The organism is Cryobacterium sp. N22, from assembly GCF_002929555.1.
GTDB lineage: Bacteria > Actinomycetota > Actinomycetes > Actinomycetales > Microbacteriaceae > Cryobacterium.
In genome coordinates this window covers 1-15,516 of sequence record NZ_PJJP01000033.1, presented here as the reverse complement: position 1 = coordinate 15,516, position 15,516 = coordinate 1, and the positions used below count along the sequence as shown (strand labels likewise).

The 15,516-nt window shown below is 68.6% G+C and carries 13 protein-coding genes; 9 read left to right on the top strand and 4 right to left on the bottom strand.

Translation table 11 applies throughout. From position 1 onward, the window contains the following. Window positions 1–8: 8 nt before the first annotated feature. Together tatA and CXY76_RS08410 are read right to left on the bottom strand one after the other, a co-directional pair. The gene (gene tatA / locus CXY76_RS08415; RefSeq protein WP_104163791.1) at window positions 9–194 is read right to left on the bottom strand and encodes a twin-arginine translocase TatA/TatE family subunit; all 186 of its coding nucleotides are present in this window, start codon (window positions 192–194) and stop codon (window positions 9–11) included. 47 nt (window positions 195–241) lie between these two features. Then, window positions 242–3,118, bottom strand: coding sequence for a glycoside hydrolase family 3 C-terminal domain-containing protein (locus CXY76_RS08410; RefSeq protein ID WP_104163790.1), 2,877 nt, complete (start codon window positions 3,116–3,118; stop codon window positions 242–244). 228 nt (window positions 3,119–3,346) lie between these two features. On the opposite strand from CXY76_RS08410, the gene CXY76_RS08405 reads away from it, so the two are divergent. The 4 genes from CXY76_RS08405 (at window position 3,347) to CXY76_RS08390 (ending at window position 8,050) form a co-directional block, all read left to right on the top strand. Then, complete coding sequence (locus CXY76_RS08405; protein ID WP_104163789.1) at window positions 3,347–4,999, top strand: extracellular solute-binding protein; 1,653 nt, start codon at window positions 3,347–3,349, stop codon at window positions 4,997–4,999. A 9-nt stretch (window positions 5,000–5,008) separates the two neighbouring features. After that, entirely contained in the window at window positions 5,009–6,004 is a 996-nt protein-coding gene (locus CXY76_RS08400) for a sugar ABC transporter permease (RefSeq protein WP_104163788.1), read from the top strand. Further along, entirely contained in the window at window positions 6,001–6,933 is a 933-nt protein-coding gene (locus tag CXY76_RS08395) for a carbohydrate ABC transporter permease (RefSeq protein ID WP_104163787.1), read from the top strand. Before CXY76_RS08400 ends, CXY76_RS08395 begins: the two co-directional genes overlap by 4 nt. 97 nt (window positions 6,934–7,030) lie before the next feature. Continuing rightward, entirely contained in the window at window positions 7,031–8,050 is a 1,020-nt protein-coding gene (locus CXY76_RS08390; RefSeq protein ID WP_104163786.1) for a LacI family DNA-binding transcriptional regulator, read from the top strand. Window positions 8,051–8,104: 54 nt separating this feature from the next. Here the strand turns inward: CXY76_RS08390 and CXY76_RS08385 are convergent, their stop codons facing one another. After that, window positions 8,105–8,950: an NAD(P)-dependent oxidoreductase gene (locus CXY76_RS08385; RefSeq protein ID WP_104163915.1), complete on the bottom strand. Its 846-nt coding sequence runs from the start codon at window positions 8,948–8,950 to the stop codon at window positions 8,105–8,107. A gap of 180 nt (window positions 8,951–9,130) precedes the next feature. Between CXY76_RS08385 and CXY76_RS08380 the strand changes: the two genes are divergently transcribed. Beyond that, on the top strand, window positions 9,131–10,297 hold the full coding sequence (locus CXY76_RS08380) for an ROK family transcriptional regulator (protein ID WP_233199658.1): 1,167 nt from the start codon (window positions 9,131–9,133) through the stop codon (window positions 10,295–10,297). 7 nt (window positions 10,298–10,304) lie between these two features. On the opposite strand, the gene CXY76_RS08375 is transcribed toward CXY76_RS08380, so the two are convergent. Beyond that, on the bottom strand, window positions 10,305–11,231 hold the full coding sequence (locus tag CXY76_RS08375) for a LysR substrate-binding domain-containing protein (protein WP_104163784.1): 927 nt from the start codon (window positions 11,229–11,231) through the stop codon (window positions 10,305–10,307). Window positions 11,232–11,342: 111 nt separating this feature from the next. On the opposite strand from CXY76_RS08375, the gene CXY76_RS08370 reads away from it, so the two are divergent. From CXY76_RS08370 to CXY76_RS08355, 4 genes are all read left to right on the top strand, one after another. Continuing rightward, window positions 11,343–11,837: a GNAT family N-acetyltransferase gene (locus CXY76_RS08370; protein WP_104163914.1), complete on the top strand. Its 495-nt coding sequence runs from the start codon at window positions 11,343–11,345 to the stop codon at window positions 11,835–11,837. 145 nt (window positions 11,838–11,982) lie between these two features. Continuing rightward, window positions 11,983–13,260, top strand: a complete 1,278-nt coding sequence (locus tag CXY76_RS08365) for a multidrug effflux MFS transporter (RefSeq protein WP_233199657.1) — start codon at window positions 11,983–11,985, stop codon at window positions 13,258–13,260. A gap of 31 nt (window positions 13,261–13,291) precedes the next feature. Continuing rightward, a complete protein-coding gene (locus CXY76_RS08360) occupies window positions 13,292–14,020 on the top strand; it encodes a phosphatase PAP2 family protein (protein WP_104163783.1) in 729 nt (242 codons plus the stop codon). An 85-nt stretch (window positions 14,021–14,105) separates the two neighbouring features. Then, window positions 14,106–15,383 carry a saccharopine dehydrogenase family protein gene (locus CXY76_RS08355; RefSeq protein ID WP_104163782.1) on the top strand — a complete coding sequence of 426 codons (1,278 nt, stop codon included), beginning with the start codon at window positions 14,106–14,108 and terminating at the stop codon, window positions 15,381–15,383. Window positions 15,384–15,516: the final 133 nt, after the last annotated feature.

Below are 15,516 nucleotides of genomic sequence, written 5' to 3'. Positions count from 1 at the left end.
GGCTTAGGTCACAGTTCGCGGACTGGGGGCTTGTCGTCGGGGGTGGGGGCGTCGGTGGGCGCCAGCTCGGTCTTGAGGATCTTCATCGACTGACCCATGCTGCGCGCCAACGCGGGCAGCTTGGGTGCGCCGAAGAGCAGGAGAACGACGAAGAGGATGATGATGAAGTGCCATCCGGTGAGGTTGCTGAGCATGATGTCCCGTCTTGTCGGTGGTGCTGATGGTGAGTGGATGCGGCGATCTAGGAAAGCGCGGCGGGCGGCCCGCCGAGGAACGCGAGCTGGACCCCGCGCGACAGTGTGACCCGGAGGTCGGCCGGTGCGGCGTCGGTGCCCGCATCATCGAGAGGAATCAACACGGTCTGCCAGTCGGGCGCGCCGACCGGGGCGCTGCCGAGCGGTGACCACAGTCCATCCCGCCGGCTCTCCAGGTCGATCCGGCCGGCGCCGCGGGCCTCGACCGCGAGCACCCCGGCCAGGGCGGCCAGGTCGACCGACAGGTAGACCAGGCGGGCGCGGCGCGCATCGGCGGCCACGGCCACGGCGGTGCCGGCCTGCGGCGTGTACGCCACCAGCTCGCTCCGCACGGTGTCGTTGTGCCCGGTGTGGTCGAAGGAGTCGGCGCCGAAACCGGCGACGGGGTTGCGGGGCGCCACGGAGACGCCGTCGACGTGCAACAGCAGCCGGTGGTCGATGCTCTCGGCCGAGCGCCCGACGAGCAGCTCGTAGTCGCCGGTTTCCACGATCGGGCGCTGGGTGGTCACGTCCCAGACCGTCAACGCGGCCGGGTTGAGGGTGATGGTCAGCTCGGCGGCACCGCCGGCCGGGACGCTCACGCGACCGAAGCCGGCCAGGCGGCGGCGGGGGAACGGCAGACGATGCCCGGGAGCCGACACGTAGAGCTGCACCGAGGCAACGCCCGGCCGCCCGTCGCCGGTGTCGCCCACCACTTCGGTGGTCACGGTCACCGGATGCTCCAGCCCGGCCTCCTCGGTCCATCGCACCCGGGTGTCGGGCAGGGTTGCAGTCGCCACGCTGGCACGGGCGTAACCGAGCCCGTGTCCGAAGGCGAAGTCGGGTGTTGCCGAGGAATAGAGGTAGGTGCTTGCGCTGGTGATGATGTCGTAGTCGAGCACGTCGGCGAGGTCGGACTCGCCGGACCACCAGGTCTGTGCGAGACGCCCGGTGGGCTCCACCGCACCCGTGAGCACGTCGGCGAGGCCGTGGCCGAGCGCTTCGCCGGCGTGCGACGACCACAGGATGGCCGGGGCCTTCTCAAGCGCCCCGCCGAGGGCGAACGGGTAGGAGGAGATGACCAGCACAGCCAGGTGGGCGTTGGCATCGGCGGCCGCGCCAACAAGCTCGGCCTGGTGTTCGGGCAGCGCGAGGGCCGGGCGGTCCTCGGTCTCGCGGCCGCCCAGGTGCGGGTCGTTGCCCACGGTGACGATCACGGTGTCGGCCGCTGCGGCCACCTCGGCGGCGTGGGCGAGCCCTGAGCGCAGCACCCGGAGGCCGAACCTGTCGGCCGTGGCCTCGGTGGCCGGCTGAGCCAGGATGGCGCCGTTGCCGAGGTCGGCGTGCAGCCACAGGCCGGAACCGCGGTGCTGCAGCGACACGCTGCCGTCGTCGTGGCGCAGCAGGCGCAGGTCTTCCTGGGCGACCCAGCCGCCCACCCGGGTGGCGGTGTCCTCGAGATAGCCGTGCGGGCCGCGGGTGACCAGGCGGTCGGTGGCGGTGTTCCGCAGGGTGACGTGGCCGTGACCCCACTCGGTGAGTTCGAAGGTCTGCGGGTCGCCGACGGTGTCGCTCGCGGCGTGCAGACGCCCGCCGTCGGGTCCGCCGGAGGTGACGTACCGGCCGGTGCGCGGGTCGCGGAGCGCGATCAGGTCGCTGCCGCTGGCGACGGTGACGCCGCCCCCGGTGCCGGCCAAAGCCGCGGCCAGCCCGTCCGTGAGGCTCACCGGGGCGATCAGGCTGCCGCTGTACCAGTCGGCCAGGACCCGGTCGGCGAGCGGGCCGAGGAGGGCGACGCGGGACGCCGGCGCCAGCGGCAGAACGGGGGCACCGGCGACAGGGTCGTTCTTCAGCAGCACGGTACCGGCGGCGGCCGCCTCCCTCGCCAGGGCGAGGTGCGCCGGCGAACCGATCACGTCGGCGGTGATGCCGGCGTACGGATGCGGCTCGGTGTCGAATTCGCCGGTGCGGGCGCGTGCGGTGAGCAGGCGCAGCACCGCGGCATCCACGTGCTCCATGCCGATGAGTCCCTCGGCGAGGGCCTGGCGCATGGCCGAGACCGTGGGTTCGGTGTTGGTGTCGTTGTCGGTGAAGCTGTCGACGCCGGCGATCAGCGCGGCGGCGTGCGCGGCCACGGGGCCGTCGAAGAACTCCTCGGAGACGAAAAGGTTGGTGGGGGCGGCGGCGTCGCTGACGATGAACAGGTCGGCGCTGTCACCCACCCAGGTGCGCAGGTGGGCTGCGACGAGGTCGGAGACGTGCGCGGGGCGGCCGTTCACCAGGTTGTAGGAAAGCATCGCGGCCCCGGCGGCGCCCTCTTCGATGGCCGGCCGGTAGGCCGGCAGTTCGTACTCGTGCAGCACCCGCTGGCGCAGCTGCGAGTTGGTTGTGGAGCGGTCGACCTCGTTGTTGTAGCCGAGGAAGTGTTTGAGGGTGGGCACCGTGCGCCAGCGCACGGCGTCGGTGCCGCGCAGGCCCCACGAGTAGGCGCAGCCGAGCAGGCCGGTCAGCCAGGAGTCCTCCGAGTAGCCCTCCTCGTTGCGGCCCCAGAGCGGATGCCGCAGCGGGTTCACCACCGGCGCCCACACGTTCAGGCTCACCGCGGGGGAGTCGGCGTGCTTGCCGCGCACCTCGATGCCCACGGCCTCACCCACCCGGCGCACGAGGTCCAGGTCCCAGGAGGCGGCGAGCCCGACGGGCTGCGGGAACAACGTGGCCTCGCCGAGCCAGGACAAGCCGTGCAGGGCCTCGGTACCGGTGGAGAAAGCGGCCAGTCCCAGGCGCTCGATGGCCGGGTTGGCCTGATGCAGCAGGCTGAGCTTCTCCTCGACGGTGAGCTGGTCGAGGAGGCGGTGTGCCGTTGCGGCGTCGGTGCCGTGCGTCATCAAGATCTTCCTGGTTCGGTGACCGTCGAAGCGTTTCGACAGTTGTCGCGAAAACTACGTCGACCTGCCGAGTCTAGGTCACAATTCGCGATTTGTGGTTGCCTCCGCGTAATTCATCCCTGTACACTCCCGATTGTCGAAGCGCTTCCGCAGGGAGCTGGACTTGGGGGCAATTCTTGTTTTCCCAGGCCTCGGCAAGAACAGCAACTTACGAAGAAGTGAGGCAGCATGAGCATCCACACGGCCAGTTCTGATCTGAGAGCATTCGCCAAGAAGCCGCTGAACCGGAGGTCCTTCCTGGGCTTCGTCGGAGCCGGAGCCGCCGCCGCCACCCTCGCCGGCTGCAGCACCGGAACAGCCAGCACGTCGGGCGGCTTGTTCAGCGCCGAGGACATCGCCGGCGTAATCCCGAACTACTATCCGGTGGACTTCGCGGTTCCGGACCTCGTCAGCGTCAACGGCTCCACCGCCGGTTACCTGAAGCTGCCGACGACCCTGCGCACGTCCGTGGCGAAGATGCCGGGCGCCGGCGGCTCGTACACCGCGCTCTCCCCGGCCTGGTGGACCATCCCCAGCTCGAACAACGACTACTTCAAGGCCGTCAACAAGGAACTGGGCGCGACGATCAAGTTCCAGGTCTCCGACGGAAACACCTACGGCGAAAAGATCCAGGCGGTGCTCGCTTCCCCGAACAACGTGCCGGACATGGTTGTCATCCCATCCTGGAACCTGCCGCCCAAGTTCGACCAGGCCGTCACCTCCCTGTTCGCCGACCTCAGCCCGTACCTCGCCGGCGACAAGGTCAAGGCTTACCCCAACCTGGCCAACATCCCGACCGACTCGTGGAAGTACTCGGTCTTCCAGGGCAAGCTCTTCGGGCTCCCGTACCCGGGCGAGGTCATCCAGAACGCGTTCTTCTACCGCAAGGACATCTTCGACGAGCTCGGCCTGCCGCTGCCCACCGACGCCGAGAGCTTCATCACCATCCTCACCGAGGCGACGGACGCGTCCAAGAACCGCTGGGGCGCCGACGACCTGTGGAACGCCGGTCAGATCATGTTCGGCGTGCCCGACAAGTGGACCGTTGTCGACGGCAAGCTGGTGCACAAAGTCGAGACCGACCAGTACCGCCAGGCGTTGGACTGGCTGACCCGCCTGTTCAAGTCCGGTGCGGTGCACCCGGATGCCATGGCCGGCAACGACCAGCAGGCCAACAGCCGTTACGAGGCCGGGAACACCCTGGTCAAGAGCGACGGCGTCGGCGGCTGGGCCGAGTCCCTCGCCAGGGTGCTGCCGTCCAACCCGAGCTACAACACCCAGGCCATGGACTTCTTCGGGGCCGACGGCGGCGATCCCACCCTGTACAAGGGCAGCCCGACCAACATCTTCAGCTTCATCAACAAGAAGGCCGACGAAAAGGCCATCAAGGAGATGCTCGCTGTGGCCGACTTCATCGCGGCACCGTTCGGCACCGCGGAGTACCAGCTCCTCAACTCCGGCGTGCAGGGCACCCACTACGACCTCGACGCGAACGGCGCCCCGGTGCTCAACGCCAAGGGTCAGGCCGAGGTCACCTCCACCTACTCGTTCCTGGTGCACCCGCCGGTCGTGCAGGCGCACGTTGGATACCCGCAGTTCGTAACCGACTACTGCAACTGGAGCGCCCGGATGAGCGCCTTCGCGACCGACCCGGTGCTCTACGGTGTGCAGATCCAGGAACCGGCCAAGTTCGGTTCGCTGTCCAAGCCCTTCGACGACCTCAAGGCCGACGTGGCCAACGGGCGCAAGGAGCTCTCGGCTCTGGACGGCGCGATCGAGACCTGGAAGTCCAACGGTGGCAACGAGCTGCGCAAGTTCTACCAGAAGTACCTGGACGCGTAGGCCGGGACGATGACCGTATTAGACGAGCGGCGCCCCACTACGGCGGCGCCGCCCGCAGACCCAGCCACCCTCAAGGCCGCGACGGCGAAGAAACGGAAGAAGCGCCGCGCCCTGTTCAAGCGCGACCGCACCCTGTTGATCATGGTGCTACCGGCGCTGCTGCTCACCGCGCTCTTCGCCTACGTGCCGATCGTCGGCAACGCGATCGCGTTCCAGGACTACTCGCCCTACGTGGGGGCGTTCGAGAACCCGTGGGTCGGCTTCGCCAACTTCGAACGGGTGCTGGCCGACGAAGCCTTCTGGTCGGCGGTGCGCAACACCCTCACCATCACGGCGTTCCAGCTGGTCTTCTTCTTCCCGGTGCCGATCATGCTGGCGATCCTGTTGCAGGGGCTGCTCAGCCCGCGCGTGCGGTCCCTGTTCCAGTCGATCGTCTACCTGCCGCACTTCCTGTCCTGGGTGATCGTGATCTCGATCTTCCAGCAGATCCTCGGCGGAGCGGGGCTGCTCAACCAGTTCCTGCGCGACAACGGCATCGAAGCGGTCAACCTGATGACCCAGCCCGACACCTTCCTAGTCCTGGTCACCTCCCAGGCCCTCTGGAAGGACGCCGGCTGGGGGATCATCGTGTTCCTCGCCGCACTCAGCGCCATTGACCCGAGCCAGTACGAGGCCGCCGCAATGGATGGTGCCGGTCGGCTCAAACGGATGTGGCACATCACGCTGCCCGCCCTGCGGCCCATCATCATCCTGCTGCTCATCCTGCGTCTCGGCGACTCCCTCACGGTGGGCTTCGAGCAGCTGCTCCTGCAACGCGATGCGGTCGGAGCGGGTGCGGCCGAGGTGCTGGACACCTTCGTCTACTACTCCGGCATCCAAAACGGCGACTGGAGTTACGCCGCCGCCGCCGGCCTGATCAAGGGCGTGATCAGCGTGATCCTGGTGCTGGGCGCCAACAAACTCGCGCACCTATTCGGAGAAGCCGGGGTCTACCAGAAATCATGAGTATCACCACCAGACCACGCGCCTCAGCGCGCCCCCGTCCGCCCCGGGTCACCAGGCCGGCCTGGGAGGAGCCCCGCGCTCCGCTCGAAGCCGGCGCCCGCGGCATCGTGCTCTTCGGCATGGCCGCCCTGATCGTCGTACCTCTCTATATCGTCGTGCTCACCAGCTTCTCCTCGCAGGCCACCATCACGGCGGCCGGCGGCATGGTGATGGTGCCCGGCGAGCTCACCCTCTCCGCCTACGAGCAGATCCTCTCCGGCGGGGTGGTCACCCGGGCCGTCATGGTCAGCGTGGGCATCACGGCGGTGGGGACCCTGATCAGCCTGGTGGTGTCGGTGATGGCCGCCTACGGCCTTTCCCGCCCCGGCTCATACGCCCACCGGCCGATCCTGTTCTTCCTGCTGATCACCATGTTCTTCGGTGCGGGCATGATCCCCAGCTACCTGCTGGTGAGCAACCTCGGCCTGATCAACTCCTACTGGTCACTCATCCTGCCCAGCTGCATCAGCGTGTTCAACATCTTCCTGATGCGCGGCTTCTTCATGGGGATCGACCAGTCGATCATCGACAGCGCGCGGATCGACGGCGCCGGCGACTGGCGCATCCTCACCAAGATGGTGCTGCCGATGTCACGCTCGGTGATCACCGTGATCGGCCTGTTCTACGGTGTCGGCTACTGGAACGCGTTCTTCAACGCCACCCTGTACATCAACGACAGCGAAAAGCTGCCGCTGCAGGTGATCCTGCGCTCCTACGTGCTGCAGGGTGTCTCGGTGCCCGGCCAGGTGAGTGTGGGCAGCGGCGAGGTGGCCACCCTGGCTGTGCAGATGGCCGTGGTGATCATCGCGCTGGTTCCGGTGCTGATCGTCTACCCGTTCCTGCAGAAGCACATCAGTTCCGGGGTCATGATCGGCGCCGTCAAGGGCTGACCGGCACCACCCAGCGCCCGCGCCGGCATCCGGCCGGGCGCTGGGTATTCTTAGCGGTGACCCGTACTGAGGGCCCCACCCAGGTATCAGAGGACGCATGGCAACTATCAACGACGTGGCCCGTCTCGCCGGGGTGTCGATCAGTACGGTGTCGTACACTCTCAGCGGTAACCGCTCCATTGCCGAGTCGACCAGGAACCGGGTCGTCAGCGCCATCCAGGAGCTCGGCTACCGGCCCAATGCCGGGGCCAGGATGCTCGCCGGCACCCGTACCCGCATCTTCGCCCTGACCGCCCCGGTGCGCCCGGACACCCAGCCCGGGGTGCTGATGTCCTTCGTGCTCGCCGTCGCCACGGCGGCCCGAAAGATCGACTACGACGTGCTGCTGCTCACCGCCGACGAGGCGTCCACCGGGCTGGAACGGGTGACCTCGAGCCGACTCGCCGACGGCATCATCGCGCTGGACGTGTCCCTCGACGACGAGCGGATGCCGCTGCTGCGGGCGCTGAACATCCCGGCCACCGTCATCGGCGTGCCGGCCGACACCGACGGGCTGGTCTGCGTCGACCTGGACTTCGAGGGTGCCGCGCACCTGGCCGTCGGCCGGCTCGCCGACCTCGGGCACCGCTCGATCGGGCTGCTCGGCATGTCACGCCTCACCTATGACTGGGGTGCGAACTACCCGCTCCGGTTCCGGGACGGATTCTTCGGCGCGGCGGCAAACCGTGGCATCGAGACGGCCTTCGTGATGCCGGACTCCGACATGGACAGCATCCGCCGCGGCATCGACGAGCTCTTCAGCACCGTGCCGGCCATGACGGCCCTGATCATGCACGCCGGCGAATCCGTGCAGGTCACGGTGCTGGAGATGCTCGCCGCCCGGGGGATCTCGATTCCCGGCCGGCTGTCGGTGATCTCGGCCTGCGCGGTCTTCGACACCTCGGAGTTCAGCCCGCCCCTCGACGAGATCCCGTTGTCCGCGGAGGACTCCGGGGTGCGCGCGGTGGAGCTGACCATCCGCCAGATCACCGGTGACCGCACCCCGCACGTCGACCTGTTGCCTCCGCGCTACGTCGAGCGGGGCTCCACCGGCCCTGCCCCCATCCGCGAACCGTGAGATAAGCCCCATAAAACTCGAGTTTTCGGGGCTTATCTCACAGTTCGCGAGGTGTCAGCGGGGGTCCTGCCAGGAGTGCTCGGGGGAGTACCCGAGCAGGCGGCGGGCCTTGTCGATGCCGAGCAGCGTGCCGGTTCCGTCGACCTCGCGGGTGAGCTGCACGTTCGGGAAGACCTCGGCGGCCAGCTCGGCGCTGGGCCGGCGCATCACGGTGTCGGCGGCGGCGATGATGAAGCGCTCGAAGCCCGGCGGCGCGGTCTGCAGAGCCTTGAGCACCGCCTGGGCGCCGTCACGGCCGTCGATGTAACCCCAGAGGTTCCACTTGCGCAGCGTCGCATCCGACTGGAACGCCTCGAAGGCGTCGTAGTCCTCGGGGTCCATCACATTGGAGAACCGCAGTGCGGTGATCGACAGCTCCGGGTCCCAGCGCACCAGCTCGATGGCCATCTGCTCCTCGAGGTGCTTCACGAGCGAGTAGGTGCTCTCCGGCCGGGCCGGGTACTCCTCGTCGACCGGGATGTACGGCGGATCGGTGTCGAACGGCAGGCCGAGAACGGTCTCGCTGGATGCGTAGACGATCCGGCGGATGCCCGCGCGCCGGGCCGCCTGGAACACGTTGTAGCTGGAGAGCATGTTGTTGTGGAAGGTGGCCACATCGGGCACGATGCCCGGCGCCGGGATCGCGCCCAGGTGCACCACGGCGTCGAATCCGGCGGCCTGGTCGTCGACGCCGGAGAAGGCATCCAGCACCTGGCCGTAGTCGGTGAGGTCGGTGCGCAGGAAACCGGCCCCGCGGGTGCCCGCGATGTCGAGGTTGAGCACCTGGTGGCCCTCGGCGCGGAGCCGCGCGAGCACGGTCCTGCCGAGCTTGCCGCTGCCGCCGGTGAGGGCGATTCTCATGCTGGGGAATTCCATGGACATCCTTGTCTGCGGCGCCGTCGGGTCGATTTGTGGCGATCTGCAACGTATCACGGCAGGTCGACACGGTTGCCGGGTATTCTGGGGGCCAGAGTGACTTGCGCTCGCAGAATCGGGCGTCAGCCAGACGGAGGAACCGTGCAGGGCAGTAGCCATGACGACGTGCGCAGACACAACCTGTCTGTGGTGTTGCGACTCGTGCACCGCAGCGGCGCGGCATCGCGTTCCCAGCTGACCAGGGTCACCGGACTGAACCGGTCCACCATCGCCGCGCTCGTGGCCGAGCTGGTCGAGCGCGGGCTGGTCGTCGAGAGCGAACCGAGCTCCACCAACCAGGTCGGCCGGCCCAGCCCCATCGTCAGCGTCAGCGAGCAGGTTGTGGCTCTCGCCGTGAACCCGGAGATCGACGCCGTCACCATCGGCATCGTCGGCCTCGACGGTCAGGTGCACCGCCGGGTGCGCTATCCCACCGACCAGTCGCCGAGCGTGCTCGAGGCCGTCAACATCGCCGCCGCCGTGATCGACGGCATGCGCGGCGAGCTCGAGGCCAGGTTCAAGGTCGTGGGAATCGGCGTGGCAGTGCCCGGACTGGTGCGCGCCCATGACGGACTCGTGCGGCACGCGCCGCACCTGGGCTGGATCGACGAGCCCCTCGCCGAGATGCTCGAGGCCGCCACCGGCTACCCGGTGCTCGCCGCCAACGACGCCAGCCTGGGCGCCCTGGCCGAGCGGTTCTTCGGCGCCGGCAAGGGCATCACCGACCTCATCTATCTCAACGGCGGTGCGAGCGGCATCGGCGGCGGCATGATCGTCGGCGGCGCGCCGGCCGGCGGCATCGCCGGCTACGCGGGCGAATTCGGGCACACCAGGGTCAGCGACAGCGAACGGGTCGACTCCGCCGGCATCCGCGGCACCCTCGAGGCCGAGGTCACCCGGCGCGAGCTGCTCGAGGTGCTCGGTCTGGACGGAGCGGACACCGACGAGCTCGAACAGGCGCTGCTGGCGTCCACGTCACCGGTCGTGCGCGCCGAGGTCAACCGTCAGATCGACCACCTCGCGGTGGCGCTTGCCGGGGCGATCAATATCCTCAACCCGCAGCTCGTGGTGCTCGGCGGGTTTCTCGCCGCGCTGCTCGCGGTGGATGCCGACAGGCTGCGCTCGGCCGTGGCGAAGCATTCTCTCGACGCCGCGTTCGGCACCGTGCGGCTCAGCGCCGCGGAGCTCGGCTCCAATCTGCTGATGATCGGCGCCGCGGAGCTGGCCTTCGAGGGGCTGCTCGACGATCCGGCCGGGCCCCCGGCAGCCGGCGCGGGCGCGGTCTCTGCCTGACGCGGTCTCAGCCTGAACCCGGCTCCGCGCCCGGTGTCAACGTGGGGGTGAGAGACCCGGGCACCCGCAGGAAGTTCCCGATGATCGCCCGCCGGTCGTTGGCGCGCTGCACGAGCTGCACCTCGCTGCGCGGGTGCGCACCGGCCAGGGGGAGGGTGCAGACGCCGGCCGGCAGGTTCAGGGTGGCGCTGGCCGGGGCGATGCTCACCCCGAGGCCGGCACCGACCAGGTACAGGATGGTGACCCAGGAGGACGCCTCCTGAACCACTCGGGGTTCGTAGCCGGCCTGGTGGCAGGGCTCGAGGTTGCGCAGATAGGCCCGCTCGCCCGCGGCGCGCGGATAGAAGACGAACGGGTCATCGCGCAGCATCCCGGCGTCCAGAACCGTCAGGCCGGCCGCCGGGTGATCGCTCGGCACGACTGCGACGAAGGGCTCGGTGGCCAGGGTCGTCATCGTGATCGCGGGGTGCGGCTCTGAGTCGCGCACCACGCCCATGTCGATCTCTCCATCGAGCAGGCGGCCGAGGATCAACGAGGTATAGCCCTCGTGCAGCTGCACGTGCACGGACGGGTACAACGACCGGAACGCGCGGATGCGCTCGGTGATGCCCAGCGGGATGGCCGACGTGATGAAGCCGATGTCGAACCGGCCCTGCTCCCCGCGCCCGATCCGGGCGGCCTCGTCGACGTCGGACGCGGCCTGGTCGAGGAGCCGTCGGCTGCGGTCGAGGAACGCCACCCCGGCCTCGGTCAAGACCACCCGGCGTGAGGTGCGGTCGAAGAGCGGGGTGCCGATCAGCTCCTCGAGCTTGCGGATCTGCTGCGACAGCGGCGGCTGGGCCATGTGCAGGCGTTCCGCCGCCCTGCCGAAATGCAGTTCCTGGGCGACCGCGACAAAATAGCGCAGGTGCCGGAGTTCCAGATGAGCGACCATGCCCCGAGCCTATCAAGATGTGGCACGTCTTGATCTAGGTGGAACCGATATTGGACGTCTGAATCAACTGCTCGCAGAATGGTAATCACGTACCGCACGAAGGAGCCCACCATGCCACTCGCCGCCGCCCAGCGACGTCCCGTCGTCATTGATGAAATGACCTCCGCCGAGGACGCCCAGGCGTTCCGGGAGCTCAACGAGGAGTGGATCACCCTGCTCTTCAGCATGGAGGACGCCGACCGCGCGCTGCTGAACGACCCGGCCGGCCGCATCCAGGGCGTCGGCGGCGTTGTGCTGATCGCCCGCCTGGGGGAAGAACGGGTGGGCTGCGTCGCCGTGCTGCCGACGGGCAACGGCGTTTTTGAGCTGTCCAAGATGGCGGTCAGTCCGGCCGTCCGCAATCGCGGCCTGGGCCGGAGCCTGATCATGGCGGCCATCGACACGGCCCGGCGGCTCGGCGCCGCCTCGCTGTTCCTGGGCAGCAGCACCAAACTGCCGGCCGCCGTGCACCTCTACGAGTCGGTGGGCTTCGCCCATGTGCCCGCCGAGCGGATCGGTCCGATGCCCTACGAGCGGGCGGATGTCTTCATGGAGCTGCAGCTCTAGCCGGAACGTGCAGAAAAGGCCGGATCCGCGCAATCTTTGCCGGGATGCCTGGTGCGGGGAATAGAACCGACCAGTGCACGCTTTTTGCTACTGGGCAATCGCCCACACCCCCTTTCTGCACGACCCCGACCGAGGACCCTTCTCCGTGACTACTGCCGTCATCCCCGTGATCTCCGAGGCGCAGCTCGCCTCCACCGCCCGTCACCCGGGTGACGCGCTCTCCCGTGGGCAGCGCATCGTCTACATCATCATCCTCGGCGCACTCACGGCCCTCGGTCCGTTCACCATCGACCTGTACCTGCCGGCGTTCCCCACCCTCGAAAGCGAACTCGGGGTCTCGGCCGCCGCCATCCAGCTCACCCTCACCGGCACCATGATCGGATTCGGCTTCGGCCAGCTGATCGTGGGCCCGTGGAGCGACAAGGTCGGTCGCCGGTTGCCGCTGCTGCTGGCCACGGGTTTCCACGTGCTCGCCTGCGTCGGCGCCGCACTGTCGACCGACATCGTGACCCTCGGCATCTTCCGGGTGCTGCAGGGCTTCGGCGCCGCAGCGGGCGCCGTCGTGGCCATGGCCATGGTGCGCGACCTCTTCGGCGGCAAGCCGCTGGTGAAGATGCTCTCCCGCCTGGCCCTGGTCAGCGGCCTGGCGCCGGTGCTGGCCCCCGTCATCGGCTCGCAGCTGCTGCTCGTGATGCCGTGGCGCGGCATCTTCTGGGTGCTCGCCGGTTACGGCATCGTGGTCATGGTGGCCGTCGCGATCTGGATCGTGGAAACCCTGCCGCAGGAACGCCGCACCGTGCCGGGTCACTCGAGCCTGGGCCAGCGCTACCGGGCCGTGCTCAGCGACCGCACCTTCGTGGGTGTCGCGATCATCGGCGCCATGACCTTCACCGGCCTGTTCTCCTACCTCTCGTCGTCGCCGTTCCTGTTCCAGCAGGTCTATGACTTCAGCGCCCAGCAGTACGGCGTGCTCTTCGCGGTGAACTCCCTCGGCATCGTTGTGGGCGTGCAGGCCAGCTCACGTCTGATGCACCGCTACAACGTGGGGCCGCAGAACATCCTGATCGGCGCCACCGCGGTTCTCGTGGTCATGTCGGCAGCCATCTTCACCCTCGACCTGCTGGGCGCGGGCCTGTGGGGCACCCTCATCCCGCTGTGGTTCTTCATCGCCGGCTGCGGTTTCACCTTCCCCACGGTGCAGGTCATCGCCCTCAACTCGCACGGCAGTGAGGCCGGCACAGCCGCGTCCGTGCTCGGCGCCGCCAACTTCGGTATCGCCGGTCTGATCTCGCCGGTCGTCGGCCTGCTCGGGGTCGGCACCGCCGTGCCGATGGCCTCGGTGATGGGTGTCTGCGCGATCATCTCGATCCTCAGCCTCTGGTTCATCGTGCGCCCGCGCACGGTGGCGGCGCTGACGCACTGACCGCCCGCCGCGTCCGATCTAACATGGGTTGATGGACCCCTCCCGAAACCCCGAGACTGAGCCCACGCAGCCCGAGGCCGCGGCGGATGCGCCCGCCCGCCGGATCGCCCGGCGCTGGCCGCTGATCAGCGGTGCGGTCGCCGTCGTCCTCGCGTTCCTGCTCGGCGCCCTGATCCTCACCCGGGGCAACGGTCGCCCGATCGAGGCCGACGCTGAGTGGATGGAAGAGATCCTCGAGCACCGCTCCCCGGTCTGGGAGGTTCCGGCGCTGGTGATGAACTTCCTGGGCGCCGGCATCGCCGGAGTGATCGTGATTCCGCTGCTGATCGTGGTGACCCTGCTCGTGCTCAGGCGCCCCTGGGCGGCCCTCTACTTTGTGATCGCCACCATCGTCAGCGCCGGCCTCGTTCAGCTGCTGAAGACCCTCTTCGGCCGGGCTCGTCCCGAAGACATGCTGATCTCGTCGGACTTCGGTTCGTTTCCCTCCGGGCACGTCGCGAATGCCGCCACCATGGCCGTGGCGCTGGGGATCATATTCCCGTGGCTGTGGGTGTGGATTGCCGGCGCCGTCTACACCGTCGCCATGATGGTGAGCCGCACCTACCTCGGCGCGCACTGGCTCACCGACACCATCGGCGGGCTGCTGCTCGGAGTGGGCGTGGCCGTGGTCCTGTGGGCGCCACTGGCGGCCAAGCTCGACGGCGAGAACACCATAGCCAGGCGGCGGGATCGCTCGCCCGCGCCGCACCCCCACGCGTAGTACTCCGGGCGCTGGTGCCGGCCGGGCTCACGGCATGTGTGCACGAGGGCTGACATTTGCGGTCGCCGCGCGCTAGTTTCGGGGAATGAAGATCCTTCTCGTTGGGGCGGGTGGCGTCGGTGACGCATTCGCGAAGATCATTGCCCGCCGCTCCTTCTACGAACATGTCGTGGTGAGCGACTACGACCTGGGCCGGGCGGAGCGCACGATCGCGGCACTCAAGGCCCGCCACGGCGCGGAGACCGCTGCCCGGTTCACGGCGGCGCAGATCGACGCATCCGACCCGGCGGTGGTGACCCGGGTGGCGCGCGAGCACGGAGTCACCCACGTGATGAACGCCGTGGAACCGAAGTTCGTGCAGAGCATCTTCGCGGGCGCGCTCGCCGCCGGCGCCGATTACCTCGACATGGCGATGAGCCTGTCCGAGCCGCATCCGACCGACCCGCACGCGCAGACCGGCATCAAGCTCGGCGACGACCAGTTCGAACAGGCCGGCGACTGGGAGACCAGCGGCCGGCTCGCTCTGGTGGGCATGGGCGTGGAGCCCGGACTGAGCGACGTCTTCGCCCGATATGCCTCTGACCACCTGTTCAGCGAGATCGACGAGCTCGGGACCCGGGATGGCGCCAACCTGGTCGTGCGTGACGAGGCCGGTAACGAGATCTTCGCGCCGTCGTTCAGCATCTGGACCACCATCGAGGAGTGCCTGAACCCGCCGGTGATCTTCGAGAAGGACCGCGGCTGGTACACGACACCGCCGTTCAGCGAGCCCGAGGTGTTCGACTTTCCCGAGGGCATCGGCCCGGTGGAGTGCGTGAACGTGGAGCACGAGGAGGTGCTGTTGATGCCGCGCTGGCTGGACGCCAAGCGGGTCACCTTCAAGTACGGGCTCGGTGAGGAGTTCATCGGGGTACTGCGCACCCTGCACCTGCTCGGCCTCGACAGCGTGAACCCGGTGCGGGTGCGCACCGCCGACGGCCCGGCCATGGTCGCCCCACGCGACGTGGTCGCGGCGAGCCTGCCCGACCCGGCCACGATCGGCCCCCGCATGACGGGCAAGACCTGCGCCGGCGTCTGGGTGACCGGCACCGGTCTGGATGGCGCGCCGCGGGAGGTCTACCTCTATCACGTCAGCGACAACGAGTGGACGATGGCGGAGTACGACGCCCAGTGCGTGGTCTGGCAGACCGCCCTGAACCCCGCGATCGCCCTGGAACTGCTCGCGACCGGCGTGTGGACCGGCACCGGAGTGCTCGGCCCGGAGGCTTTCGACGCGAAGCCCTACCTCGACCTCATGGCCGCTCCCGAACCCGCGGGCTACGGCCAGCCCTGGGGCCTGGACGAGCGCACCCCCGCCGCCTGACCCGCCCGGGCACCCCGGCATCCACTCATTTGCGGACTTCCCGCCTTCGTTGCCGGGCAAAGTCAAGCTGTGGGAGCAACGCGTGGTTTTATGCTGCGAGGAGCAGCTGGTTCAGCCGGTTGGCTGGGGTCTC

Bases quoted from the DNA above. Each gene is read 5' to 3' on its own strand.
- CXY76_RS08360 (WP_104163783.1), top strand. From the start codon at position 13,292: ATGGACCCCTCCCGAAACCCCGAGACTGAGCCCACGCAGCCCGAGGCC.
- CXY76_RS08375 (WP_104163784.1), bottom strand. From the start codon at position 11,231: ATGGTCGCTCATCTGGAACTCCGGCACCTGCGCTATTTTGTCGCGGTC.
- CXY76_RS08395 (WP_104163787.1), top strand. From the start codon at position 6,001: ATGAGTATCACCACCAGACCACGCGCCTCAGCGCGCCCCCGTCCGCCC.
- CXY76_RS08410 (WP_104163790.1), bottom strand. From the start codon at position 3,118: ATGACGCACGGCACCGACGCCGCAACGGCACACCGCCTCCTCGACCAG.
- CXY76_RS08390 (WP_104163786.1), top strand. From the start codon at position 7,031: ATGGCAACTATCAACGACGTGGCCCGTCTCGCCGGGGTGTCGATCAGT.
- CXY76_RS08400 (WP_104163788.1), top strand. From the start codon at position 5,009: ATGACCGTATTAGACGAGCGGCGCCCCACTACGGCGGCGCCGCCCGCA.
- CXY76_RS08370 (WP_104163914.1), top strand. From the start codon at position 11,343: ATGCCACTCGCCGCCGCCCAGCGACGTCCCGTCGTCATTGATGAAATG.
- CXY76_RS08355 (WP_104163782.1), top strand. From the start codon at position 14,106: ATGAAGATCCTTCTCGTTGGGGCGGGTGGCGTCGGTGACGCATTCGCG.
- CXY76_RS08405 (WP_104163789.1), top strand. From the start codon at position 3,347: ATGAGCATCCACACGGCCAGTTCTGATCTGAGAGCATTCGCCAAGAAG.
- CXY76_RS08385 (WP_104163915.1), bottom strand. From the start codon at position 8,950: ATGAGAATCGCCCTCACCGGCGGCAGCGGCAAGCTCGGCAGGACCGTG.
- tatA (WP_104163791.1), bottom strand. From the start codon at position 194: ATGCTCAGCAACCTCACCGGATGGCACTTCATCATCATCCTCTTCGTC.